Source organism: Mesorhizobium sp. M0018 (assembly GCF_040323955.1).
GTDB lineage: Bacteria > Pseudomonadota > Alphaproteobacteria > Rhizobiales > Rhizobiaceae > Mesorhizobium.
Genome location: NZ_JAMYVL010000003.1, coordinates 187,464 through 210,410, shown reverse-complemented (window position 1 = coordinate 210,410; position 22,947 = coordinate 187,464). Strand labels below are relative to the sequence as shown.

The window sequence follows — 22,947 nt, the reverse complement described above, 5'->3', positions numbered from 1 at the left end:
GTGTTGACCGCGTACGGGTTCAGGCGACAAACGCAGAGCCGCCGTTTTGCGCGACACTGCTGAGATACTTTGTCGGCGGCTTGCCAAGCGCTTTCTTGAACATGGTGATGAAGGCGGTGACCGATTCGTAACCGAGATCGGCCGAAACCTGCTGCACGCTGGCGCCGGAGGCCAGCTCGCGCATTGCGACGATCAGGTGCAGTTGCTGGCGCCAGCGCCCGAAGGTCAGCCCTGTCTCTTTCACCACGAGACGTGCGAGACTGCTCTCGCTGAGCGCGACGCGACTGGCCCATTCCGTCAGGGTGCTGCGATCGGCAGGATCTTGCGCCAACGCCGCCGCGATGCGCCTCAAGCGCGGCTCGGACGAGATCGGCAAATGCAGCTGCTGGACAGGCATGCGCGGCAGTTCGGTGAGCAGAGCCCTGGTCAGGAGCTCGCCCCTCGCGTCATCGTCCTCAACGCGATCCGTCAGCTCTATGATGAGCTCGCGCAGCAACGGCGTGATCGAAAGCGTGCAGCACCGGTCCGGCAAGTCGGTAGCTCCCGGTTCGATATAGACGAAGAAAATCCGGGCATTGGCGGTCGCGATATTGCTGTGCTCCATGTCGCCGGGAATCCACACCGCGCAATGCGGCGGCACCATCCACAGGCCGCTGGGGACGCGACATGTGACGCCACCGCCCAGCGCGAAGACGAGTTGCCCTTTGCGGTGGTGGTGGTCCGGCACCTCCGCCCTGGTTTCGGTAACGTCAACGCGCACGGCGATTGCCGGGGCGAGGACATCATCCGGATCGAAAGGCCAGGGGTAGCGGAGAGACTGCCTCATATTGACTGATTTTAGCGATCGACTGCCAAGATATCTAAATTACTCACACAGGAAAGTCGATAGTTTAGGGATGAGCTACTCAGAAGCCGACAGGCGGGCTTCCAGTCATGCCCTGCTTGCGTTCTGAACGTCGGACCAACAAGCCCGGCGCACGAAAACAGGCTGGCGTCCGCCACGCAGCAAGAAGGGACGATACCGATGCTCGCCTTGGTCACATCTTCCGACAGCGCCACCGGGTTGCGGCTCGCCGAGCTTGGTGAGCCCGAGCCCGCCCCGCATGAGGCGCTGGTCTCGGTCCGGGCAGTCTCGCTGAACCGCGGCGAACTGCGCTTGCTCAACATCCGTCCGAACGGCTGGGTGCCTGGCCAGGACGTCGCCGGAATTGTCGAGCGCGCCGCGGCCGACGGCTCCGGGCCGGCCGTCGGCGCCCGGGTTGCGGCTCTGGTCGACGAGGCCGGGTGGGCCGAACGGGTCGCCGTTCCGACCGACCACCTCGCCGTCCTGCCGGACGACGTCAGCTTCGTCTCCGCCGCCACTGTTCCGGTCGCGGGCACGACCGCGCTGCGGACCCTGCGCCTCGGCGGCGACCTGGCCGGCCAGCGGGTCCTGATTACCGGCGCAAGCGGCGCGGTCGGCCGTTTCCAGATCCAGATCGCCCGCCAGCAGGGCGCGTCGGTGGTGGCGGTCGCCGCTGAACGGCATGCCGACGATCTCCGCGGCCTCGGAGCCGAGCGGGTCGTCGAAACGATCGAGCTGACCGAAGGACTGTTCTCGCTGATTACCGAATCGGTGGGCGGCGATAGCCTCGCCCACGCGATCGAACGGATCGCGCCCGGCGGGACCGTCGTCATGTTCGGCTCGAGCCGCGGCGAACTCACGCCCATCGGCTTCCGCCAGTTCGTTCCGGGGCACGAAGGTGCGCGGCTGCAGACCTTCGCCTACTACGCTTCTGGTCCGGAGGTAGGCGCCGACATCGCCTCGCTGCTCGCGCCGATCGCAGCCGGCCGGCTCGAAACGCGGGTGGTCCTCACCGTGCCGTGGCGGGACGTCGGTCAAGCCCTCGACGCGCTGCGGCAGCGCAGCATCAGCGGCAAGGCGGTGCTTACCGTGACCGAATGAGCAGGCGGTGGCGGCGGACGGGACGGTGTCTGTCTCCCCCGGGCTGCTACGGCAGTTTGAGCCCGCTGGCGATTGCCCGTTGAAGCCGGCGCCTGCTTCCGCTAAGAAGCCGTGGCTGGCCGGTTTACCGGCTGGTTCGTTTTTGGGATCACCGATCCTGAAAGCACCCGTAGCTCAGCTGGATAGAGCGCTGCCCTCCGAAGGCAGAGGTCACAGGTTCGAATCCTGTCGGGTGCGCCAAATCTCAAAATTGTCCAACCCGGAGACATGGGTTGCGGTTTATACCGGAGACATGGTGGACCGCATCCCTGGGTGAGACACCAATTAGGGACAGTTCCCCAGATTTTGGATTGCGTACGACCTCATAACGCAACGGTTAAGTAGGCGACCGCGGCAAGTCCGCTGGGGTCAAGCCTGTGTAAAAACGCCGTGGCCTGGTCCAATCAGATCCGTGGATCGTGTATTGTGATGGGACGTCGGGACCGAGGATCAGCGGATATGGACGAGGAGGGCTTGGCCGAGATCTCAGCCCGATATATTCGCTTCGCCGATACGGAAGCTCGCGGTCGCTCGCCGCTCTACGAGGAGTTGGCTCGGGCAGTCGCTGGGGATCGGGAGGCGCTCGGTTTCCTGTCGACTCTTCCGGACCTAAAGCGGCAACCGAACCTTCTACTTGCAGCGGTGCGTCACTTGTTCGGCACGCCAACAGGGTGGACCGAGCTTCGCCAGGCGCTTCAGGCTAATCCCGACGCTATCCGCTCGCTCATGCTCGAGCGCTCAACGCAAACCAACGAGCCGGGAAGATGCGCCACCCTGCTCCCCGTCCTGGCGCGTTTGCCGCAGCCGCTGGCCCTCATCGAGGTCGGGACCTCCGCAGGGCTCTGCCTCATGCCCGACCTCTACGGCTATGACTACGGACGCAAGGTGATCCGCGCACCTGCAATGGCCTTGGAGCCGCCTGTCTTCCGATGCCTCGCTAGCGAAACAACGCCATTGCCGACGGCCTTGCCGCAAGTCGTCTGGCGGGCTGGATTGGACCTGAGCCCGATAGATGCTTCGGACGACTCGCAAGTCGCATGGCTTGAGACACTGGTCTGGCCGGAACAGACAGCACGGCTTGCCAATCTGCGGGCGGCCCTAAAGATCGCTGCCACAGTCAAGCCTCGGGTGGTGAAGGGCGACCTGCGCGGGAGCGACCTCGTGCAACTCTGCAACGAAGCGCCAAACGACGCTACACTCGTCATCTTTCACACAGCCGTCCTCGACTATGTCTCCGACCTTGGTGACAGAGAAGCTTTCGCCGAGCAGGCGATGCGTCTCTCGCCTTATTGGGTATCGAACGAGTTCCCTCGCGTCTTCCCGTCCATCGCCACACGCGCCGGAACAAGCTGGCCGCCTGGCCGCTTCCTCCTATCTGCGAACGGCTCCCCTGTAGCTTGGACTGACCCGCATGGCGCCTCGCTCGAATGGATCGCGGACGAGGCGTAGGCTATAGGTCGTGGATTGCCGTCCTTGGCCAGAGACGCCATCAGTTCTCAGTTTCATCAATGCTCGTCTGCCACTGCTTGCGTCTTGAATTCGCGGCAAGCGCCCTTCGGACTTGCTACCGGGCGGTTGAACCCAGGAACAGCGCGTTGGGCGCGCGAAGACCGCATCCGCAGTCGGGAACCACAGCTATCGGCAAGCCGTTTACGCTGCAAACCCGCCTGTCGATCCTCAGAGCCGGGCGAGTTCTCCGAGATCCACAAATTGGAGATTGATCATGACTAGCGCTGCCGACCGCGATCCGCGCCACCACACGCAGAAAATGCAGAAAAAGTTGGAGGAGGTGAAGCAGCACCTTCGCGAGGACATCGAGAAGGTCGATGAGCCGCAGCTGAAGGCGATGTTCGAGACGTCCGCCGAGGTGATCGGCGGTCTCCAGAAGGCGTTCCAGGACTATGAACAGAAGAATGAACCCGCTTGGCGTTAAACGGCTTCTTCGCGGGTAGGTTTCAAAGGAGCGCCCCCGTGCCTGCACCACCTGAAATGGATGTCGTCCTCGAAAAGCTGCCTTTGAGGATCGGCGCCTATATCCCGGACGACTTGCTGGAGGACTGGTTTGCGCCGGGAACCGGCATGAACCCGGTCAGCAAGGAGGCGCTTGCCGCCGCCAAGAACTACGGCTGGCGCTTCGAATGCGAGTTCAAGCACTACCCCGAACGCAAGGAAGGCGTGTTCTGGAAGTGGGTGCCGGCGATCTGACCGCCGCTGGACGGTTCATCGTTCCGCGGAAACGCAGAACCGGTCTATCGTATTGTTTGACGCAAATACCGGACGGAAAACCGCTTCACACTTTTCCTGGAATTGCTCAGCCTCCGCCTATCGGCGTCGTCACCTTGCCGGTTCCGCCGCATTCGGGGCAGGTGCGGCCGTCGATCATGCCTGACCCTGCACAGCGGCGGCAAATATTCTCGCCAGCGCCTGGAGTGCCTGCGGGGACTTCGTCCGTGTTGGTCTGACCGGCTTGCCGGGGCTTGCCCTGCAGCTTGTTTCTCAGCCGGGCGACCCAGCCTTCGTCGACCTCGAGCGGCCTGCTGCTATCGTCCGGCAGGCCTTCGCCGGATTGGCCGATGGTTTCATTGCGCGGCCGGTCGTTCGCGCCTGTCGTGATCTTCTGAGCCATTGCGTTTGCCTTTACGCCTTGCAATTTTCGAACGCCTCAGCTCCGCAGAGGTTCCGGTTCGACCGGCAGCCTTTCAGCGGGGTGTTTGCCGCACATTATCTATCCTGAACCCGGATTTCGGCCGCGCCGGCATGCGGGCAAGCGAGACGGTCATATCCTGATCAGGCACCTGGTAGGCCATCGACCGCGTCAGCAGGCGAACCGCTTCCATGATCAGCGCGACGGTGACGGCTTCTCCGGGGCAGCGATGGGTAGTCGCCGGATCTCCGCCGCCATGCGGGATGAAGTCGAAGCCGTGGGTTTTCCAGCTCAAGCCGCGCTCCGGGATAAATCGGTCCGGCTCCACAAACAGGCGCGGATCATGGTTGGTGCCGTGCAGGTCGAGCAGGACCCAGTCGCCTTGGTGGAAACGGTAGCCCTTCCATTCGAAGGGGTGGCGGGCGCGGCCGCCGATGAACGGGAAGAACGGGTAGAGCCGGCGAATCTCCTCGGCGAAGGCTTCCAGCCCGTCGTCATCGCCGGCAGCGAACTTGTCATACCATTGGCGGTGCTGGTGAAGCGCCAGCGCCGCAAACATGATGAAGCGGCCGATGGCGACGATTGGACGGATAATGTTGATGATTTCGACCGCGGCACTGGCAAGATCGAGCGGCATTCCCTCGGCATCGACATGTTCGCTGACCAGGCGGACCGGGCTGTTTGCCGGCAAATCAAGCGCGCCGCTTCGAACGCGCCGTACAAGCTCGCCGATAGTGCGTTCGGTCCGGCGTCGCCGCCACAGCGCCAGCACGGTCGACGGCCCAATGCCGCCGGCGTTCTCGACCATGCCGCTGAGCTCGCGGCAGAGTTCGGCGCGATCCTTGTCGGCGGGGATGCCGGCCCAAGCCGCTGCCGCCTGGGTCAGGACGAGGTTTACGGCGTCGAACAGGACGATCTCGTCACGCCGCTGCCAGTCTTCCAGCTGGTCGAGCCAGGCGCGACGGAAGGTTGCGCGGAGCCGCTCGATCTGGTCACCATCCAACAGGATCGACAGGAAAAGCGCCTTGCGGTGGCGGTGAGCGGCGCCGTCGAGCGCCTGGACGCTGCCCTTGTCCTGCAGCAGACGCAGCGTGGTCTGCGGCATCGCACCAATTCGGGTGAAGTGGTCGCCGCCATAAAACATCTCGGCAGCCTCGGCACCACGGACACAGATTGCCGGCCGCAGCATCAGGCGCGTCGCAAAGATGTCGGTGTTCATGCGCCGGCAGCGGGCCGAAATGAAGTCATAGCCCTCGCGCAGCAGGGCCAAGGTGCTGTCGAACGCGGCATCGCGCGGGATGGGCTTTGCGACACGCTTGCCGCCGTCGGCATCGATCAGTTCACGTCTGTTCATGGCGTGCTCCCTGGCGTTGAAATTCCTCAACGCACGGCCGGCACTTTCGATCACTCGACTTTTTGACGGCTTTGCCGCGCCGCCCTTCGGCCGCGGCTGGCAAGGATGGTGGTCAGCGTGACCGGACGAAAATCCCAGCTGTCGACGCCGACGTCATACTGGCGCGTGACCGGGGTCAGCCTGCCGTGGGAATGGCCATGCAGGTCGATCGATTTCCTGCCGATCTGGTTCCAGGTGCGAAAAGGGTAGTGACAAAGGATCAGCAGACTGCCGTCGAGCGCCAGCTCCTTGTAGTGTTGCGTGCTCGCCCAACCTGTGGCCTCGATGGTGGCCGCAGCATCGTTGTTGCCGATGATCAAATGCTTGCTGCCATGAAGAGACGCCAGAAGCGACGACACGAACGCGGCCGATCCCCTGGCAAAATCGCCGAGATGCCAGACCTCGTCGTCCGGCCCGACAGTCTCGTTCCAGAACGCAACGAGCGACCGGTCATGTTCCGCCAGCGAGCCGAACGGGCGGCGGTCGATGCGCAAAATGCGCGGGTCGCTGAAATGCGTGTCGGCGGTGAAGTAGATCATGCGCTGGAGCCTGTTTCGAACTGCCGATCTGGGCGCGTGGCGCACCAAGTCCATGTTGCTCTCCCGATGCTTGCTCAACCCGCTCGATCGCCGGTTGTTCCTGGAAGCAGGCCCAGGCGGTTTCCGCTCGTTGGCACTTTGAAACGGGGGAACTTTGAAATGAGACGCAGGTTAGAATGCTTGAGGCCGATGCTCTGAAAGGACCTCGACGATGACCGACGCAGCACCTCTTGGGCGAAGCCCGGCTCAAGCGCGGGGCGATATCGACGCCGGGCGCGAAGGGGACAAGACCCCGGGCATCGATCCGGCTGCGGCTCCCATGGAGACCGACGCGGAATCAGCCGGCAACGCTCCGCCGAAGAGCCCTGCCGCGCGCCATGAAACGGCGAAGTTTACCAACCAGGCGAGCTATGCCAATGCGATGCGCCCGCTGACGGATGAGCCCGACGTCCAACCGAGCAGATATTGGCCGGTGCTGGTGATTGCCGCCATCGTCGTGCTGGCCGCGGCGGTTTTCATCGGCGCAGCCATGCTGCGCTGAATACCTTCATCCGAGAGCTGTGGCTGGACATTTCGTGTCCGGTCCGGGAACTTGCTGACGCGCCAGGTCCAGGCGCGATCGAGTCTGCCGCACAATGACCACGACCCATCGTTTCTTTGCCCGTGACGCCACCACCGTAGCGCGCGACATGATTGGCGCCTCGCTGCTCTTGCACGGCGTTGGCGGCATCATCGTCGAGACCGAGGCCTATCGCCCGGATGACCCGGCTTCGCATGCGTTCGGTGGCAGGACGGTGCGCAACGGCGCAATGTTCGGCGCCCCAGGCAGCGCGTATGTCTATCGCTCCTATGGCCTGCATTGGTGCCTCAATGCCGTGTGCCTGCCCGGCAGTGCCGTGCTTGTCCGCGCAATCGAACCGCAATCCGGGCTGGAGGTGATGCGGGCCAATCGCGGCGTTGACGATCCCCGGCTGCTTTGTTCGGGACCGGGTCGCCTTTGCCAGGCGCTGGCAATCGACAAATCCCATGACGGGCTGCCGCTGGACGTGCCGCCATTCGAATTCAGGCAGCCGGGCGACGCCAGCGCCGTTCTGACAGGCCGCCGGATCGGCATTTCCAAGGCTGTCGATGCAGAGTGGCGGTTCGGCCTGCGCGGCTCGGACTATTTGAGCCGCAAGTTCTGACGCCCGCGGCAGCGGCAGAGCAGTTGCCTGGCATCACTCGTCGGGTTTGCCGAGATGCATGGGTGTCGCCTGCTGGCGGGCTTCCCTGGTCACCTCGTCGGCTCCGGCAGGTGAAATCCCTCGCAATGCCTTCGCAGCTACGGTCAGGCGCCCGCGATCATTGCCGAAGCTCTTGATCAGCTGGCGGACCTGATCGGCGGTGATGCCGTTCTGTTGGGCAAAATACTCGACTTCACGGTCGTCTTCCGTAGAAACGCGGTCGCGCTCGCGGAAATCTCGCTTGCTCTTATCGTCGGCCATTTTTTCCTCCTGGTGGAGCGTCGCATCCATCCATGGCAACGTGGACAACGAGCTTTCGTTGCCGCGATCGGGCGGACTTTTCCGCCGTTGTGCCGACTGCCCAGGAACCATGAGGCGAGCAGCCGGTTTGGCTTGGATGCAGACATATTCGGCCACAATTCATACCGATGGAGAATACGATGACGCTCGCAAGCAAAACCACTGTAATTGTCGCGGCGCTGGCCATGTTGGCCGCGCCGGCATTCGGCCAGACGAGCCCACCTGCGCCCGCCGCGCCGGCACCGGATCGTGGCGCCGAACCGTCGCCCGGAGTGATCGGGCAGAGCCAGGATGCCATGCGCGATATGATGCGCCAGATGATGACTGAGATGCTGGAGGAGAGAATGCAGGAAGATCGCGCGCCCTGGACAGAACGGCGAGGTCCCGACCGCTGGCATCGCGACTACAGGATGGGCCCGCCTGAGCGAGGGTGGGAGATGGGAGGGCGCGGCGGCATTCCACGCGGGATGCATGGCGCGAAGATGCGAATGATGTTCGCCATAGTAGATGCGGACGGCGATGGCGCGCTTTCTCAGAGCGAAGTCCAGGATTTCGTCGGGCGAATATTCAACGCCGTCGATGAGGACGGTGACGGCAGCGTCGACATGCAGGAAATCCGGTCCTTCTTCCACGGAGGCGGCGCCGAGGATCAGGAGTAAGTCTCCTACCGGTCGGCAGGAGGCCTGTCTGGGGCAGCGCGAGCTCGTCGGCCGGGGAGGATAAAAAGTCGCCGGCAACTGGATACCAGGCTGCCAGCCGGGGAGATGCGTTCCTTGGCTGGCCTTGCCGAACGCCGCGGACCAATCAGACCAGCAGGAATTCATTGGCCATGACAGAGAAAGCTACAGAGAAATCCCCGACCATCGCTCGTATCTGGCGCGGCAGAACCGTGCCTGAAAAGGCGGATGCCTATGAGAGTTACAATTACGAGGCCGGCATCAAGCCGCTGATCGAGAAGGCCCTGGGCGTTCAGACCTTTCGCGAGGACACGACGACCCATTCGGAATTCGTGACGATCTCCTATTGGGAAAACGTCGAGGCGATGGCGGCGCTCACCGGCGGCGATCCGACAAAAATCCACCATCTCGAGCGGGACGAAGAGTTCCTGATCGAGCTGCCGTCGCGGGTGCAGGTGTTGCGCATCCGATCGAGTCACGGGCGGCTGGGATAGGGCAGCGCCGCCCGGTTCGGCCCGATCTAGGAAATCGCCGTCAAGTCGATTTCGGTGATGTGCCAGCGGCCGAGATTTGCGGTGTAGAGCTTGTCGCCCTTGAAGGCGATGTTAGTGGGGTGGGCGAGCGTCGTTGCCGCCGGATCCTCGATCAGCACCTCGAGCCCGCTGTGTTTTCGCCAACGATAGATGCGGCTCGGCTCGTAGCACGAGATGAACAGCGACCCGTCCCGCGCGAAGGCGACGCCATCGGGGACGTTGTTCACGCCGTCCACGACGAGCTGGCGAGGTCCTGCCGTGCCGTCGGCGCGGATCGGCACATAGCTGAGGCAGGCCGCATGGCTTTCCACGACGTAAAGCCCATCGCCACCCGGCGCCATCGCCATGCCGTTGGCGAAGGCCATGGTCTCGCTGCACCACAGGCCGCCTTCGCCGGTCTTCAAATCGTAGCGAAAAATGCCGGAGCGGTTGTCTTCGCCTACGCTGTCCGACACGTAGAGCCAGCCGCGTGTCTCGTCGACGATCGGATAGTTCGGCACGCGGATGCCGGCCGAGGCGAAGCGCTGCATACCAGCCGTCGCGGCATCCCAGCGAAAGATCGCCGAATGTCTCAAATCGCATGCAAAACAGTTTCCCGCGCTATCGAAGGCGATGCCGAGCAGAAAGCCGTCCGTGCCGCCCATGCGTTCGACCGAGCCGGCATCGGCGGCCAAGCGCAGCAGGTCGCCGGTTTCGGTGCCGCACCAGATCGAGCCGTCGCGATGGATGGCCACGCCTTCCGGATGGGCGACGCGCGGGTTGGTGAAGATGCCATCGAAGAAGACCCTCGCGGCCGACATTTCGAGCAACGGCTTTGCCATGCGCACCCCCTTCAATCCGGTGCAGTATGCGACCGCTGTGCGGCGATGCAGCGCTCGACCATCCGCCGGTCGGTGGCCAGGATCTCGGCGATCAGGGCGCTGCGCTCCCTGGCGCTGACGAATTCGAGGCGCCGCAGGCCGAGCGGGTCGATGCGGTTTCGCAGGATGTCGAGCGTCTCGTTCGAGGGTAGCGCAAGTTCGCGGCAATCGGCATCGAATGTCAGGGCAAAGCCGGTGGCATCCTGGAGCTGCTGGCGCGTCACGCCCGGCATGGTCTCGATGACGGCCAATTGCCGGCTCTCCCCGTCGAGCCGAAACACGCAAAGGTCGGTGAACACCAATGCCGCGCCGGTCCGATAGCCCATCGGCTCGCGTTCGGCCTCAGTCAACAGGCCGCGCGCCGAGCTGGCAATCTCGACCGTCTCGACCAGCGACTGCACGGAATGGCGGGGGACGTAGAGCAGATAATCGCGATGCATGTTGGCGACGTCGGCCATGCCGCCTTGCCCGGGCAGTCGGATAAGGCTGCCGTCACGCTTGCGCAGCGCAATGGTGTTGACGCGCCCACGGCGGTCGACCTGCGCGGCACCGACGATCTCATGCGTCACCGCGCCGGCCTGGTAATAGGTCGAATAGGTGTCGTCGCCGCCGGCATGCGCCACCGCCGTCTCGCAATCGAGGCTTTCGATCAGCGACAGGATCATCGGGCTCGGTGCTATGTCGAGATGGCCGCAACTCATGGTGGCGATGATCATGTCCGGCGCGTGCGTCGCTTTGGCCAGCCGGTAGGCGACATTGGCGAGCGGCGACACCGCGCCGGCACTGGCAAAGCTCTCATTGTCAAGCTCAGCGGCGATGCGGGCGGCGATGATCTCGTCGATGGACGCCTCCTTATTGCCGTGCACGAGCCTGGGCATTGCAAGGACTGTTTCAGCGCGGACTTTTGCAGCGTCTTGAACCCGCTCCGGCACGCCTTCCGAAGGCATGCTCAGTCTGTCCGGCAAAGGTATTTCCTTGGCCGCGAACGCCCCCGCCAACGCTTGATAATCCGTCACATAGAATGGCAGGCAGGAGGCGGGATAGGCGCCGCCTGGTGCCAGCGCGATCGCCGACACCTGGTTGCGGGTCAAAATGCTCTGCCGACCATCATGCCGCAGCGCTCCGACCGGGACGATCTCCTCGACCGTCACCAGCACCTCGCGCGCCGCGCCGGCCATGGCGAAATCGAGCGCCCGTGGTCCGATGATCTGGACATTGCCGCTCTCGTCGGCACGCTGGGCATGGACGACGAACGTATCGAGCCGCAAGGCCGGGATGAACCCGGTCGTGATTCCCGCGATCGGATCGGGCGCGGCGATCGCACCCGGCACGCGCGCCAGCATGTCGGAACCCTCCGGAAGCTGAAACGGCATCGACGGCAGGTTCTGCTGCCCCGCCCGCAGCGCCTGGATCATGGCCAGCGCCGTCCAGTCGCGGACCGGCACGGCATTGGTCTCGGCAGCCGCGCGGAAGCGCGGCGGCAAGCCAAAAATATCGAGGCTGGAAAAGCAGATATCGACCTCCGCCACGGCATTCGCTTCGAGAAGCAGTTCGAGCGGCAGGCCGCCGGCCCAGCAGACATAGCGAAGATCCTTGACGCCCAAGCGGGCGATGGCCCGCAACAAGGCGATCGGCAGCCGGGCAAAATGATGGCCACCGACACCGAAGACGTCGCCGCCGCCGACCATCGCGGCCAGGCCCTCGACATCGGTGAAGCGCGGCCGGTTTTGCTTGACCAGGGACGTCATTTCGCAGCCTTCGCCCGCGCGGCGCTTTTTTCGGCGAACGCCTTCACCCGCTGCTGGCCGGTCTCGCTGCGGTACAGGCCACCCAGGACGTCGCGCTCCATGGCAAGGCCTTCCGCCAAGTCGCCCGACACGGCGTGCGCCGTCAGCGCCTTCAATGCCTCGATCGCGGCAGCCGGTTCGGCGGCTATCATGCCGGCGAGTTCCAGCGCCCGCGGCATCAGCTTTTCGGCGTCGACGACCTCGTTGACCAGCCCGGCGGCGAGCTCGGAAGCCGGCACGATGGCGCCGGTCATCAGCAAAAGGTTGGAGCGGTTGCGGCCGAGCTTCTGGACGCTGCGCTGCGTGCCGCCGCCGCCCGGGACCAGCCCGAGCTTGATCTCGGGCAGGCCGAGCTTCGCGAACTGGTTGGCGATGACGATGTCGCAGCACAGCACCAGCTCCATGCCGCCGCCGAGCGCAAAGCCGTTGACCGCGGCGATGACCGGCTTGCGGTTGTTCTCGACTGCCGCATACATGCGCGTGCCGGCGGCCTGGAAGGCGTCGAACTCGATAGCTGTCTGGGCAGCGTATTCCTTGATGTCGGCGCCGGCCATGAAGCCGCGCCCCTCGCCGGTCACTACGATCGCGCCGACGCCGTCATCCTGCGACAGCGCCTCGAAAACCTCGGTGATCTCGCTTTGCATCAGCCGGTTCATGGCGTTGAGCTGATCGGCGCGGCGGAAGGTGACGACTGCGACGCGCCCGGATATTTCCAAGCTGAGTGTCTGGTAAACGCTCATCGTCAGGCAGCATCCACGGTCATATCGCCGGACGCCTCAAGCGCTGCAATCTCGCCGCTGGAGAGGCCGAACTCGGCCAGTATCTCGCGGCCGTGCTGGCCGACCAGCGGCGCCGGCCGCTCTATCGTAGGCGGCGTCTCGCTCATCTTGACAGCCGGCGCGACCACCCTGACCTTGCCGCCGCGCGGATGATCGTAGCTGGTGATCATGCCCAGGTGCTTAACCTGCGGGTCCTCGGCTGCGCGCCTTATGTCCTTCACCTCGGCGCACCAGATGTCGGCTGCGAGCAGCCGCGCCAGCAGGTCCTGCGTGGCAAACTTCCTGGTTTCGGCGTTGACCTTGTCGAACACCTCGTCGCGCCTGTCGAACAGGGTCTTCAGATCGTCGTAGACGGCAAGCTGCGGCGCCTCCAGCACTTCGTACAGCGTCTTGAACGGGCTCATGGCGATCGACACATAGCCGCCGTCCTTCGCTTCATAGACACCGAACGGCGCCTGCATGCCGGGGTGGCCGATGCCGGAATTCGGGCGCACGAAATCCTCACCGAGATTGAGCACGGCGACATATTCCTGATTGAGATGCGCCAGCATGCCGGCGAGCAGATTGACCTCGATCTTCTGGCCCTTGCCGGTCTTCTCGCGATAGTAGAGCGCCGACAGGATGCCGTAGACCATGTTCATGGCGCCGATCTGGTCGGCCAGGCCGGCACCGGCCGGAACAGGAGCCTGATCGCCGCGGCCGGTGTTGGAGATCAGCCCGGACAATCCCTGGATCAGCATGTCCTGGCCGGGGCGCTCGACATAGGGGCCTTCCTCGCCATAGCCGGAGCCCGAGCAATAGATAATGGCGGGATTGACCGCCCTGAAATCCTCGTAGCCATAGCCGAGCCTGGCGAGCACGCCGGGGCGGAAATTCTGCACCACCACATCGGCCTTCTCAGCCATGTCCATGATGATGGCATGCACCTTGCGACTTTTCAGGTTGAGCGCGATGGAGCGCTTGTTGCGGTTCCAGGCGAGGAAATTCGGGCTTTCGGAGCCGCCGACCCATTTGGCGAAGAAGGTCATGCCGCGGAACATGTCGCCGGCGCCGGCACGCTCGATCTTGATGATGTCGGCGCCCATGTCGCCGAGCAGCTGCGTGGCGAACGGCCCTTGCAGCAGATGGCTGAAATCGAGAATGCGGACGCCTTCGAGGGCTTTGTTCATTTCATGTCTCGTTGGTTGTCAAAGCAGGTCGGGTACGTAGCGGGGTGCCGCGGTGAGGCCGCCGTCGACGCGCAGGTCGGTACCGGTGGTGAAGCCGGCGGCGTCGGAGGCCAGATAGACGGCGGCTTCGGCCACCTCGGACGGTTTGCCGATGCGGCCGAGCGGATGCATCTTGACCCAGGCCTTGGCGAGATTGCCGCCGATCTCCTTGACCAATTTGTCGTTCATCGGCGTGTTGATGGTGCCGGGCGAGATCGAGTTGACGCGGATGTTGAGCGGGCCGAACTCGACCGCCATCTGACGCGTCATCGCCATCACCGCACCCTTGGCGCCGGCATAGGCGGTCCAGCCGTCGAGCCCGATATGCCCTTGCGCCGAGGCCATGTTGATGATCGAGCCCGATTTCTGCGCGATCATATGTGGCAGCGCATATTTGCAGCCGCGGAACACGCTGGTGAGGTTGACCGCGATCAGCCGGTGCCACTGCTCGTCGCTCATTTCGTGAACCGGCATGCCGCCGATGGCGATGGCGGCATTGTTGACGAGAATATCGAGATGGCCGGTCTTGCCGACGGCTGCGTCGATCAGGGCGGCGATGTCGGCCTCCTCCGCGACGTCGCAATGGATGTAGTCGGCGCGGTGGCCGGCGGCGCGCAGCTCGGCTGCGAATTTTTCACCCTTGTCGTCGGCGATGTCGCCGAGGAAGACATGCGCGCCCTCCCTTGCCATCGCCTCTGCGATCGCATGGCCGATGCCGTCGGCGGCGCCGGTGACGATTGCGGTTTTCCCTTTGAGACGATCCATATCAGCCTCCAATGGCGCGCCGGCGCTTTGCTTCGTCGAAGGCGACGGCGGCAATGATGATCATGCCGGTGATGACCAGTTGCCACTCGGTCGGCAGGCCGAGACCGCGCAGCCCGTTGGACAGGAACTGCAGGATCAGCACGCCGAGTGCCATGCCGGTCAGGCTGCCTATGCCGCCGGCAAGGCTCACCCCGCCGAGCACGGTGGCGGCAACGACCTGGAACTCGAAATTCAGCCCGGCCGTATGCTGCGCCGAACCGACGCGGGCTGCCAGGATGATGCCGGCTACCGTCGCCAGCAGCGCGCTGATGATGAAGCAGCTGAACTTGACGCGGCGCACGTCGTAACCCGCCAGCCGTGCCACTTCCGGATTGCCGCCGACGGCATAGATCTGCCGCCCGAACGGCCGGTGCTGCATCACGTAGGCGAAGACGGCGAGCAGGACGATGGCGATGACAGCCGAATAGGGAACGACGTTGAACAGACGGCCGTCCGACAGCGCGATGAAGCTGTCGAGCGCGGCATCGTCTGGAATAGCACGCTGGCCGGTATAGAGATAAACGCCGCCGCGCATGATGAACATCGTGCCCAGGGTCACGATCAGCGAGTTGATGCGGGCATAGGCCGTCAGATAGCCATTCACGACGCCGATGATCAGCCCGAACAGCAGCGCGCCGCTGATGCCGAGCAGCAGAGAATTCGTGTCGTTCATGATGATGATCAGCGGCAGCGCGATCGTCGCCAGCAGCGAGCCGATCGAGATGTCGACCTCGCCTGATATGAAGACGATGGCGCAGCCGATGCCGGCTGTCAGCGCCAGCGAAGCCTGACCGAGCACATTGGTGATGTTGCGCACGGAGAAGAAATTCTCGGCGGTGAAGGAAAAGAACGCGATCACCAGGATGAGGCAGAGGAGCAATGCCAATTCCTGCCGCGCGACGAGCCGCGCCAGCATGGACGGCCCAGCTTTCATGGTGTCGGTGCTTGCCAGGCTCATCGCTTGGTCCCTTTGCGAAGCGTCATCGTCTTAGCCGATTGCCGCATTGAGGATGTTCTCCTGCGTGGCCTCGTCGCGAGGCATGATCGCGGTGAGGCGGCCTTCGCACATCACCGCGATGCGGTCGGCAAGCCCCAGCAGCTCGGGCATTTCGGACGTCATCATGACGACCGCCAGGCCCTCGCCGGCGAGCCGGTCGACGAGCGCAAAAATCTCCGACTTGGCGCCGACGTCGATGCCGCGGGTCGGCTCGTCGACGACGATCACCTTGAGACCGCGCATCAGCCAGCGCGAGATCAGCACCTTCTGCTGATTGCCGCCGGACAGATTCTTGACCTGCTGGAACAGGCTGGGCGTCCGGATGCGGAAACGGTCGACATAGTCCTGCACCGCCTTGCGTTCCCTGACCTTGTCGATGAAGCCCATTCTGGCGAAGGCGCCGAGTGAGGCGAGGCTGGCATTCTGGTAGACCGGCAACTCGCCCATCAGCCCCTCGCTCTTGCGGTCCTCGGTGAGCAGGCCGATGCCGAGCCGGACGCCGGTGTGCGTTTCGTGCGGCAGCAGCCGGCTGCCATCGACCGAAATGGCGCCGGAAGTGATCGGGTCGTAGCCGACGATGGCCTTGGCGAGCTCGGTCCGGCCGGCGCCCATCAGGCCGAAGAAGCCGAGGACTTCGCCGGCATGCGCCTCGAACGACACATCCTTCAGCTTCTTGGCGGTGCTGAGCCCTTCAACGGAAAGCGCGACCTTGCTGCCCGGCGCGCCGCGCTTGCGCGGGAACAGGTTTTCGATGCGCCGGCCGATCATGTCCTGGATCAGCGTGTCGTTGGTATGTTGGCCGATCGGCCTGGTCGAGACGTGGCGGCCGTCGCGCAGCACGGTCACGGTGTCGGCGATCTCGAAGACCTCGTCGAGCTTGTGGCTGACATAGAGCACCGCGATGCCCAGCGCGGCCAGCCGGCGGATGACGGTGAACAGCAGCGAGACCTCGTTAGGCGTCAGCGAGGAGGTCGGCTCGTCCATCACCACGACGCGGGCCTCATGGGCGAGTGCGCGGGCGATCTCGACCATCTGCTGCTGGCTGACCGGCAGCGATCCCGTGCGCGCCGCCGGGTCGACGTTGAAGCCGATACGCTTGAACAGAGCGGCCGCATCGGCACGGATCTTCTTCCAGTCGATCGAGCCGCCTTTGCCGGTCGGATAGCCTTCGAGGAAGATGTTTTCGGCGACGCTGAATTCGGCGATCAGCGCGATCTCCTGGAACACCACCTTGATGCCCTCTTTCAGGCTATCGCGCGGCGACTTGATGTCGGCCTCGCGGCCGCGCAGGCGGATGGTGCCGGCATCCTTGCCGTAGACCCCGGCCATGATCTTGATCAGCGTCGACTTGCCGGCGCCGTTCTCGCCCATCAGGGCATGGATTTTGCCGGGTTCCAAGGTCAGATCGACATTGTCCAGCGCCATCACGCCGGGAAAACGCTTGCCGATGCCGCGCATCTCCAGCGCCGGCACGCTTTTGTCGACAGCCACGGTTTCGCCGGGGTGAAGGAAATCAACCGACATTGGCTCTGTTCCGCACGATGTCGAGATAGGTCGCCAGGATGATGACGATGCCGGGCACCACCATCTGCAGGTCCTGGTTCCAGCCGAGGATGATGATGCCGTTGTCGATGACCTTCAGCACCAGCACGCCCAGCAACGTGCCAAGCAGCGAGCCGCGGCCGCCAAGCAGGCTGGTGCCGCCGAGGATGACGGCGGCAATCACCGTCAGCTCGAAGCCGCGGCCAGCGGTCGGCTGGCCGGCATTCATCAGCGACGACAGGATCATACCGGCGACGCCGACGCACAGGCCGGTGACGACGAAGGCGAACAGTTTCAGCCGTTGCGAGCGCACGCCGGAGAGACGAACCGCGCGCTCGTTGGCGCCGACAGCGTAGAGATAACGGCCGAGCGTGGTGAAGCGCAGCGTTGCCGCGGCCAGCGCGAAAATCACCGCGGCAACGACCACGGGCAGCGGGATCGCGCCGATATAGCCAGCGCCGAGATCGGTGAAGCCGGCAAGCCGGTGGTGGTTCTGCACCGCCTCGCGGGTGAACAGGTAAACGCCGCCCTGCAGCATCATCATGGTGCCGATGGTGGCGATCAGCGAGTTCACCTTGAGGCTGGTGACGACGAGGCCGTTGAAAAGGCCGACCGCGCCTGAAAAGACGAGCGCCGCCAGCAACCCGAGCGTCAGACTGTGCGTTGAATTGAGCACGGCCATGCCGATGCAGCCGACAAAAGCCAGCGATGCACCGACCGACAGGTCGACTTCCGCAGTGATGATCAGCATCGTCATGCCGGAGGCAACGATCAGCACCAGCGCGCATTGGCGCAGGATGGCGATGATGTTGGCCTCGGAATAGAATTGCGGCGCGGCAATCGAAATGGCGATGCAGAGCACGGCCAGGATCACGCCGAGCACCAGTTGGCTGCTGCCCAGCAGCTGGCCGCCGATGAAACGCCTTGGCGCAGAGGATTGCGTAAGCTCGCTCATGTCCATTTTATTTCCGGGCCCGTATCGGTGCCGTCGCCGTCTGGAAACTGCCGGCCAAAACAGGACGGTTGCCCTGTTTTGCCGTTCGGCATATCCGATCCGCCGCCCTTCCCGCCGTGCGGGAAGGGCTACCCGGAATCCTTACTTCTTCAGATCGGCGGAAGTTTTCATGCATTTTTCCGGTGGCTGAAGCGCATTGACGGCATCCCATTTGATTTTGCGTGTGGTGCCATCGTAGTCGTAGAACTTCTTCCAGTCGTCGCCGTTCATCGGCGCGGTCGGGCTGACAATGTGTTCCGGCACCTCTTCGCCATTGAAGAGCTTAACCGCCGCATCGATGGCGGTGTAGCCTTCCTTTTCCGGGAACATCGCGGCCTCGATGCGGTAGGACGGCTCGTTCTGCATCGCATTGATGAAGGCGAGGCCTTCGCCGCCGGTGCCGACAGTCAAGAGGCCGTCCTGCGACTTGCCGGCCGCTTTCCAGGCTTGAAGGCCGCCGAGCGAGGAGGAATCGTTGATGCCGTAGATGATGTTGATGTCGGCGTTCTTGGCAAGAGCCGCCGAAGAGACTTCGAGTGCGCGATCGGGATTGCCGCCGCCGTCGAGGTCGTGGACCATGACCGCGTCGGGGATGATGGTCTTGAGGCCATCCATGAAACCCTGCGACCGCAGCACGGTGGCGGACAGCAGCGGCAGGCCGACATTCATCACCTTGGCTTTGGCTTCGAGCTTTTCCTTGGCGTATTTGCCGGCTTCGACGCCGGCGGTGTAGCCGGTGTCGTAGTCGCAGATCGCGACCATTGTGGTCATGCCCTTGACCGGATTGCCTTCGAGCACAACCGGAACGTTGTTGGATTTCGCCTGGCGCAGCAGCGGCACGACGCCTTCCTCGTTGACGGGCGTGATGATCAGGACGTCGACGCCCTTGGCCATGAAATCTTCGGCGGCGGAGACCTCCTTGGCAACGTCCAGATTGGCGTCCTGCACCTCGAGCTCGATACCGAGTTCCTTGGCGCGGGACTGCATGCCCTTGATGACGTTCTGATACCACTCATGGGTGGCGTAGTTGGTGACGTAGCCGATGCGCTTCGGCATGTTTTCGGCGTGTGCCGCGGCGGCGCTCAGAGCCAGCACCGCCGCGGAGGCAAACAGCATCGATTTGGACCAGTTCATGTTTCTTCTCCCTGTATTTCTTGTCAGTTGCTGAACGGATAGTCCCGCCGTTCCGGGTCGGCACGTGAAGAGGGGGCAGCTTCGCCCGCGCCCAGCGCCGCCGATATCGCCTCGGCCGCCGCCTTCGCCCGTTCGAAGACGGTGCTGCGATCGAAGCGGGCGGCCTTTTGCGGCAGGAAGGGGACGGTGAGCGCGGCAATGACGGCGCCGGTATGGTCGCGCACCGGCATCGAAATGTTGGTGCAGCCCTCGACAGCCAGCGAGGCGCGCATTTCATAGCCGAGCCTTGCGACTTCGTTCAGCCGCGCTTCGATTTCCGCCCGGCTGCCTTGGCCTTCGCCTGCAGCGACGATCCGTTCGACGATGCGGTCGCGCTCGGCGCGGCTCGAATGCGCCAGCAGCACCGCGCCGGAGCTCGTTTCGAGGATCGGGAAATGCGAGCCAAGGGCAACCGAATAACGCATCGGCAAAGGCGAATCGATCTGCAGCACGACCAGTGCGCTCTCGCCTTCGCGCACGACCAGATGGCAGCTCTGGTCGGCATTGGCGGCGAGGCCGCGCATCAACGGCAGCGCGCATTCGACCAGGCGGTTCACCGGGGGATGCATATGCGCCAGTTCGAACAGCTTCAGCGACAGGCGGAAGCGGTCCGATTGCGTCCGGAAAATGTAGCCGCGCTTCTCCAGCAGCAGCAGGATGCGGTATATCTCGTGAATGGAGCGCCCCATTCCGGTGGCGATCTCGGTCTGGGTCAGCGGCTCGCCGCTGGCAGCCATGAATTCCAGTATGTCGAGCGCCTTCTCCACAGCGGGCACCCGATAGCCGTTGCGGCCGCTTTCGCCTTCGTCGACGATCTGGGCAATATCGGCGGCCATTACGCGACGCTCCGTTGCGGCTGGCTATGCCTGGTCTCGCGATAGAGCCGGTTCAGCCGATCCGCGAGCTCGGCCGCCTGCAATTCGCCGGCGATCGCCGCCGCGGCATGAGGGGCGCATTGGCGGAAGAAGCTGATGAAGCCCGGATGGGTCGGGCGCAGATAAGAGGCTTCGATCGTCGCCAGCGTCGAGGCGAAGAAGCCGCCCGAGAGCGCGTTGACCTCGGTATCCTGCCACGCCGCCAGCGACCCCGGCTGTCCGCCGGATTTCACATAGTCGCCGCGCTGATAGCCGGGCGAGCACAGAAACAGCGCGTAGTCGATGGCGGCTTGCTTGTGTTGCGATTGGGCGCTGACGCCGATGCCGGCGCCGCCGAGCAAGGCGCCGGCGGATCGCGGCGTCGGCACGTCGGCGAAGCGCAGATACGGCCTGTCGGCCCTGGAGGCATAATTCACATAGCCGAAGGCGAACGGCACGTAGACCACGTCGTCATGCGCGATCATGTGATCGTAGCAACGGATCGGGTTCCATTTCGGCGAGTTCGGATGCGACAGCGCCGCAAGCTGGCGCAATTGCCCGACGGCCCGCTCGATTTTTTTCCCGGCGATGAACTCGTCGCCGTCTTCCCGGGGCTCACCCAGCGTCAAAAGCAGGCACATGGCGTCAGTCGGCACCAACGGCAGCCCAAGCCATTTGCCGTCCTTCAAGGCGCGCCGGCCGAGCTCCAGCACCTCGTCATGGCTGCGCGGCAGCGGTCCGTAGCGCTCCAGGAGATCGGGGCGATACGAGGCAACCTGACAGGCAGCATCGATCGGCAACGCCCATTGAAGCCCGTCCCTTGCGTAGGATTGCCAGGATGCGCCGACCGAATCCCGTTCGAAGCCGTGGCGCTGCTCGGCCGACAAATCGAACGGCACCATCAGCCCGCCTTCGGCAATATCGCCGATGAACGGATGGTCGAACACGACAAGGTCATAGGCGCCGAGCACCGGACCAAGCGCGCCCTCGCCGAACTCATAGAGGCTGCGGCGGTCCCATTCGATCTCAAGACCGGGATTGGCGGCACAATACGGCCCGATGCTGGCGTCGAGCGGACCCCAGCAGCGTCGGTGATCCCACGCAAGGCCGCGCAGTCTTGTCATGCCGAAATTCCTCCCAGAGGCGGCCATGCGCCGGCCCAGCCGATTAGTAGCAACTATTTTCACCTAGACAAGTAGTTTTTACATACGCAAAGCCAGTCCTCGCTTCCGCTTGGCGAGAAAGCCGCCCAACCATCCCTGGTGCGCATCGCGTCGCCGCCGGCCTGCAACCAAGGCTGCGACGGATCTGGCTTTTTGGAACTTTCGCGACGAACATTCGTTCGGTTGGCGCAGCCATCTGGAGCAGCAGCACTGGAATCAGCAGCCACGTCGCAGGGAGCGGACTAAATGGACCAACCTTGGGCGGGGCCATGAACCGGTTTACCGCCTTGGCATTCGCCACGTTTCTGGCGATAACTTCGATCTGGGCACTGTTTCTGATTTCTTAGGATTTGGCTCTGGTTGCTTGGGATTTGCCGCTGGTTTTTAGGATTTGGAGGGTTCTCGACAGGTTGACCGCTTAACGATGACGTCCGCCGCGTGTGGTTCTGCCAGCCGGAGCCCCGTGCGTGAAGAAACTGTCGCCAGGAGCACACCGGCGCGCACATTCGGGGGTTGGCAGCCACGCTGCCTGCAACGTTCCATCGGTTTTCAGGAAACGGCGAGATGTCATGTTGCTGAGGGCGATCGTTCGAAATTGTGCCGCCATCCGTGTTGGCCGCGTCGGCGCGACGATGCTTGTTGCCGCGCTGCTTGCCGGCTGCCAGGGCGGCGTGCTCGATCCGCAAGGGCCGGTGGGGGCGGCGCAGCGGACGATCCTGCTCAATTCGGTCGCTATCATGCTGGCCATCGTCATCCCGACGATCGTGGCGACGCTCGGCTTTGCCTGGTGGTTCCGGGAAACCAACACAAGAGCGCGGTACCTGCCGGAATGGGCCTATTCCGGACGCATCGAACTGGTAGTCTGGTCGATCCCCATCCTCGTCATCCTGTTTCTGAGCGGCATCATCTGGATCGGATCGCATGACCTCGACCCAATGAAGCCGTTGGATTCCCAGCAAAGGCCGTTTGAGGTGCAGGTCGTCTCGCTCGACTGGAAATGGCTGTTCATCTACCCCGAGCAGAATGTCGCGAGCATCAACCAGCTCGTGGTGCCGGCGGGCAGGCCGGTGCATTTCTCGCTTACCTCGGCAAGCGTCATGAACGCGTTCTTCGTGCCTCAGCTCGGCGGCATGATCTACACGATGAACGGCATGACGACGCAGCTTCACCTGCAGGCGGATCAGCCGGGCGAATTCTATGGGCGGTCGGCCCATTTCAGCGGTGACGGTTTTCCAGGCATGCAATTCGTGCTGCATGCCGTCGCGGCCGATGCCTTCGAGGCGTTCGTCAATTCGGCGCGAAGCCAGGGACAGGCACTCGACAAGGCCAGCTACCAGGAACTGGCCAGACAGAGCATCGACGTGCCGCCTTCGACCTATCGCTCGGTCGAGCCGGACCTTTTCCACGAAATCGCGACGCAGGGCGTTCCACCCGCGCCCGGCCCCCAGGCCGGTCGCCCCGGGCCGAGCGTATCGCCCAAGGCAGGAGGCTGA

General features: G+C 63.8%; 25 protein-coding genes and 1 tRNA gene. 10 read left to right on the top strand and 16 right to left on the bottom strand.

From position 1 onward, the window contains the following. Nucleotides 1-19 precede the first annotated feature (19 nt). The gene (locus NKJ81_RS05565; RefSeq protein WP_352539903.1) at nt 20-826 is read right to left on the bottom strand and encodes an AraC family transcriptional regulator; all 807 of its coding nucleotides are present in this window, start codon (nt 824-826) and stop codon (nt 20-22) included. 198 nt (nt 827-1,024) lie between these two features. Here NKJ81_RS05565 and NKJ81_RS05560 point away from each other — a divergent pair, with 198 nt between their 5' ends. The 5 genes from NKJ81_RS05560 (at nt 1,025) to NKJ81_RS05540 (ending at nt 4,189) form a co-directional block, all read left to right on the top strand. Next, the gene (locus NKJ81_RS05560; protein ID WP_352501145.1) at nt 1,025-1,945 is read left to right on the top strand and encodes a zinc-binding dehydrogenase; all 921 of its coding nucleotides are present in this window, start codon (nt 1,025-1,027) and stop codon (nt 1,943-1,945) included. A 163-nt stretch (nt 1,946-2,108) separates the two neighbouring features. Next, nucleotides 2,109-2,185, top strand: a tRNA-Arg gene (locus tag NKJ81_RS05555). A 258-nt stretch (nt 2,186-2,443) separates the two neighbouring features. Beyond that, a complete protein-coding gene (locus NKJ81_RS05550) occupies nt 2,444-3,433 on the top strand; it encodes a DUF2332 domain-containing protein (RefSeq protein WP_352539902.1) in 990 nt (329 codons plus the stop codon). A 274-nt stretch (nt 3,434-3,707) separates the two neighbouring features. Beyond that, nucleotides 3,708-3,917: a hypothetical protein gene (locus NKJ81_RS05545; protein ID WP_352474763.1), complete on the top strand. Its 210-nt coding sequence runs from the start codon at nt 3,708-3,710 to the stop codon at nt 3,915-3,917. Nucleotides 3,918-3,955: 38 nt separating this feature from the next. Further along, on the top strand, nt 3,956-4,189 hold the full coding sequence (locus NKJ81_RS05540; RefSeq protein ID WP_352539901.1) for a hypothetical protein: 234 nt from the start codon (nt 3,956-3,958) through the stop codon (nt 4,187-4,189). A 106-nt stretch (nt 4,190-4,295) separates the two neighbouring features. Here the strand turns inward: NKJ81_RS05540 and NKJ81_RS05535 are convergent, their stop codons facing one another. The 3 genes from NKJ81_RS05535 to NKJ81_RS05525 form a co-directional block, all read right to left on the bottom strand. Continuing rightward, a complete protein-coding gene (locus NKJ81_RS05535; protein ID WP_352540042.1) occupies nt 4,296-4,610 on the bottom strand; it encodes a hypothetical protein in 315 nt (104 codons plus the stop codon). A gap of 73 nt (nt 4,611-4,683) precedes the next feature. After that, nucleotides 4,684-5,982 carry a cytochrome P450 gene (locus tag NKJ81_RS05530; RefSeq protein WP_352539900.1) on the bottom strand — a complete coding sequence of 433 codons (1,299 nt, stop codon included), beginning with the start codon at nt 5,980-5,982 and terminating at the stop codon, nt 4,684-4,686. Between the two features lie 50 nt (nt 5,983-6,032). After that, a complete protein-coding gene (locus tag NKJ81_RS05525; RefSeq protein ID WP_352539899.1) occupies nt 6,033-6,560 on the bottom strand; it encodes a metallophosphoesterase in 528 nt (175 codons plus the stop codon). A gap of 211 nt (nt 6,561-6,771) precedes the next feature. Between NKJ81_RS05525 and NKJ81_RS05520 the strand changes: the two genes are divergently transcribed. Further along, nucleotides 6,772-7,101 carry a hypothetical protein gene (locus tag NKJ81_RS05520; RefSeq protein WP_352539898.1) on the top strand — a complete coding sequence of 110 codons (330 nt, stop codon included), beginning with the start codon at nt 6,772-6,774 and terminating at the stop codon, nt 7,099-7,101. Between the two features lie 94 nt (nt 7,102-7,195). Then, nucleotides 7,196-7,744, top strand: coding sequence for a DNA-3-methyladenine glycosylase (locus NKJ81_RS05515; protein WP_352539897.1), 549 nt, complete (start codon nt 7,196-7,198; stop codon nt 7,742-7,744). A 33-nt stretch (nt 7,745-7,777) separates the two neighbouring features. On the opposite strand, the gene NKJ81_RS05510 is transcribed toward NKJ81_RS05515, so the two are convergent. Then, complete coding sequence (locus tag NKJ81_RS05510) at nt 7,778-8,200, bottom strand: DUF3606 domain-containing protein (protein ID WP_352539896.1); 423 nt, start codon at nt 8,198-8,200, stop codon at nt 7,778-7,780. Between the two features lie 23 nt (nt 8,201-8,223). Here NKJ81_RS05510 and NKJ81_RS05505 point away from each other — a divergent pair, with 23 nt between their 5' ends. Together NKJ81_RS05505 and NKJ81_RS05500 are read left to right on the top strand one after the other, a co-directional pair. Next, nucleotides 8,224-8,742, top strand: a complete 519-nt coding sequence (locus NKJ81_RS05505) for an EF-hand domain-containing protein (RefSeq protein ID WP_352539895.1) — start codon at nt 8,224-8,226, stop codon at nt 8,740-8,742. Nucleotides 8,743-8,912: 170 nt separating this feature from the next. Next, the gene (locus NKJ81_RS05500; protein WP_352539894.1) at nt 8,913-9,254 is read left to right on the top strand and encodes an antibiotic biosynthesis monooxygenase family protein; all 342 of its coding nucleotides are present in this window, start codon (nt 8,913-8,915) and stop codon (nt 9,252-9,254) included. 26 nt (nt 9,255-9,280) lie between these two features. On the opposite strand, the gene NKJ81_RS05495 is transcribed toward NKJ81_RS05500, so the two are convergent. The 11 genes from NKJ81_RS05495 to NKJ81_RS05445 all read right to left on the bottom strand — a co-directional run bounded on the left by NKJ81_RS05495 (nt 9,281) and on the right by NKJ81_RS05445 (nt 21,415). Further along, a complete protein-coding gene (locus NKJ81_RS05495) occupies nt 9,281-10,114 on the bottom strand; it encodes an SMP-30/gluconolactonase/LRE family protein (RefSeq protein ID WP_352539893.1) in 834 nt (277 codons plus the stop codon). 11 nt (nt 10,115-10,125) lie between these two features. Next, nucleotides 10,126-11,901 (bottom strand): CoA-transferase, encoded by a 1,776-nt coding sequence (locus NKJ81_RS05490; protein ID WP_352539892.1) that lies wholly within the window; start codon nt 11,899-11,901, stop codon nt 10,126-10,128. Then, entirely contained in the window at nt 11,898-12,680 is a 783-nt protein-coding gene (locus NKJ81_RS05485) for an enoyl-CoA hydratase/isomerase family protein (protein ID WP_352539891.1), read from the bottom strand. The genes NKJ81_RS05490 and NKJ81_RS05485 overlap by 4 nt, the downstream gene beginning before the upstream one ends. Nucleotides 12,681-12,682: 2 nt before the next feature. Continuing rightward, nucleotides 12,683-13,888: a CaiB/BaiF CoA transferase family protein gene (locus NKJ81_RS05480; RefSeq protein ID WP_352539890.1), complete on the bottom strand. Its 1,206-nt coding sequence runs from the start codon at nt 13,886-13,888 to the stop codon at nt 12,683-12,685. An 18-nt stretch (nt 13,889-13,906) separates the two neighbouring features. After that, entirely contained in the window at nt 13,907-14,692 is a 786-nt protein-coding gene (locus tag NKJ81_RS05475) for an SDR family NAD(P)-dependent oxidoreductase (protein WP_352539889.1), read from the bottom strand. Between the two features lies 1 nt (nt 14,693). After that, nucleotides 14,694-15,689: an ABC transporter permease gene (locus NKJ81_RS05470; RefSeq protein WP_352539888.1), complete on the bottom strand. Its 996-nt coding sequence runs from the start codon at nt 15,687-15,689 to the stop codon at nt 14,694-14,696. Between the two features lie 30 nt (nt 15,690-15,719). After that, nucleotides 15,720-17,252 carry a sugar ABC transporter ATP-binding protein gene (locus NKJ81_RS05465; RefSeq protein WP_352539887.1) on the bottom strand — a complete coding sequence of 511 codons (1,533 nt, stop codon included), beginning with the start codon at nt 17,250-17,252 and terminating at the stop codon, nt 15,720-15,722. Next, nucleotides 17,242-18,225, bottom strand: coding sequence for an ABC transporter permease (locus tag NKJ81_RS05460; protein ID WP_352539886.1), 984 nt, complete (start codon nt 18,223-18,225; stop codon nt 17,242-17,244). The genes NKJ81_RS05465 and NKJ81_RS05460 overlap by 11 nt, the downstream gene beginning before the upstream one ends. A 141-nt stretch (nt 18,226-18,366) precedes the next feature. Then, nucleotides 18,367-19,398 (bottom strand): sugar ABC transporter substrate-binding protein, encoded by a 1,032-nt coding sequence (locus NKJ81_RS05455; protein ID WP_352473034.1) that lies wholly within the window; start codon nt 19,396-19,398, stop codon nt 18,367-18,369. Nucleotides 19,399-19,421: 23 nt separating this feature from the next. After that, nucleotides 19,422-20,273 (bottom strand): IclR family transcriptional regulator, encoded by an 852-nt coding sequence (locus NKJ81_RS05450; protein WP_352539885.1) that lies wholly within the window; start codon nt 20,271-20,273, stop codon nt 19,422-19,424. Continuing rightward, nucleotides 20,273-21,415, bottom strand: coding sequence for an extracellular solute-binding protein (locus tag NKJ81_RS05445; RefSeq protein ID WP_352473036.1), 1,143 nt, complete (start codon nt 21,413-21,415; stop codon nt 20,273-20,275). The genes NKJ81_RS05450 and NKJ81_RS05445 overlap by 1 nt, the downstream gene beginning before the upstream one ends. Before the next feature lie 608 nt (nt 21,416-22,023). On the opposite strand from NKJ81_RS05445, the gene cyoA reads away from it, so the two are divergent. Continuing rightward, entirely contained in the window at nt 22,024-22,947 is a 924-nt protein-coding gene (cyoA, locus tag NKJ81_RS05440; RefSeq protein ID WP_352539884.1) for a ubiquinol oxidase subunit II, read from the top strand.